Source organism: Chryseobacterium sp. 14P4.3.2 (genome assembly GCF_057799275.1).
In genome coordinates, this window is sequence record NZ_JBYOKO010000063.1 from 1 (window position 1) to 973 (window position 973).

Annotated in this window: 2 protein-coding genes; both read left to right on the forward strand. The window is 25.1% G+C overall.

All coding sequences use genetic code 11. The features are described from left to right. On the forward strand, positions 1 to 289 hold a 289-nt coding region (locus AC27VX_RS23785; RefSeq protein WP_488698460.1), incomplete at its 5' end, for a hypothetical protein. Next, entirely contained in the window at positions 283 to 939 is a 657-nt protein-coding gene (locus AC27VX_RS23790) for a hypothetical protein (RefSeq protein WP_236857562.1), read from the forward strand. The genes AC27VX_RS23785 and AC27VX_RS23790, both read left to right, overlap by 7 nt. Positions 940 to 973: the final 34 nt, after the last annotated feature.

Genomic DNA, 973 nt, shown 5'->3' on the forward strand with positions numbered 1-973 from the left:
CAGAAATACAAGGCTTGATCGTAAAAGTTTTGGAGATGCTTTTATCCAATTTGGGCTTGATGTAGAAGGCATTGGAAATCCTTTTAATTTCAAGAGTAATGATAGTACTGCTTTAGTGGAGCAAATCTCAGATTCTCCATTTTCTTACTCAAGAGATACAATAAAAAAAGTTCCTACTCAAACGAAAACCAATGATAGTATTATGTTTAATAATGCTGTTAAAAATGTTAATGATCAAAAGTTAAAAAACTATTATAATAGAATAAATTTTCTCGGCAAAAAATGGTAGTAAAAAATAATAAAAGAACGGCGAAAAATTTTTTTTTGCTTTTAATTATCTTTTTATTTTTTTCATGTAAAAAAAATGATAAAAATTTTAGTAAACACGTCAATATTCAGGATATTACTAATGAAGATAATTATGCAATTAGTAGTAAAAAAGAAAATGATTCAATAATTCTAATTAGTGGTGAGAGTAATCAATATACTTTGCAAGGCTATAAGAATGTTAAAAATAATGAAAAAATAGGATGGTGGAAAGTTAAGGATAAAACTAACGATTTTTTGTATGAGATTGAGTTTTTGTCAGTAAATATGGAAAAAGAAAATCAGATTAAATTTTATGAAGAAGGTAAATTGATAAATAGATTTAGTCAATATTATGATATTATTTATAAGAATAATGGATATGAATTTAAATTTTATTTTCCAAAGTATAAAGATGAAAAAACCAGAGTGGAATTTAATTATATGACAAAAAATAATAATACTATTGAAGATAAAAGGATTGATTGTAAAACCGAAAATGGTTATTACATATGTTTTATTCCTGGGGAAAAAAAAGAAAAATCAATTGCAGGGGTTGCAACATTTTTTTCCGAAAGTGAAAATAAAAAAGAAACAACTTTTTCATCTGTAAGTATGTTTGTTAATAATTAAAGTTCCACCGCTCTGCGAAGTTTGTAACTTCGTA

What these genes read in the sequence shown, in the direction of transcription:
- AC27VX_RS23790 (WP_236857562.1), top strand. Translation starts at nt 283, where the DNA reads ATGGTAGTAAAAAATAATAAAAGAACGGCGAAAAATTTTTTTTTGCTT.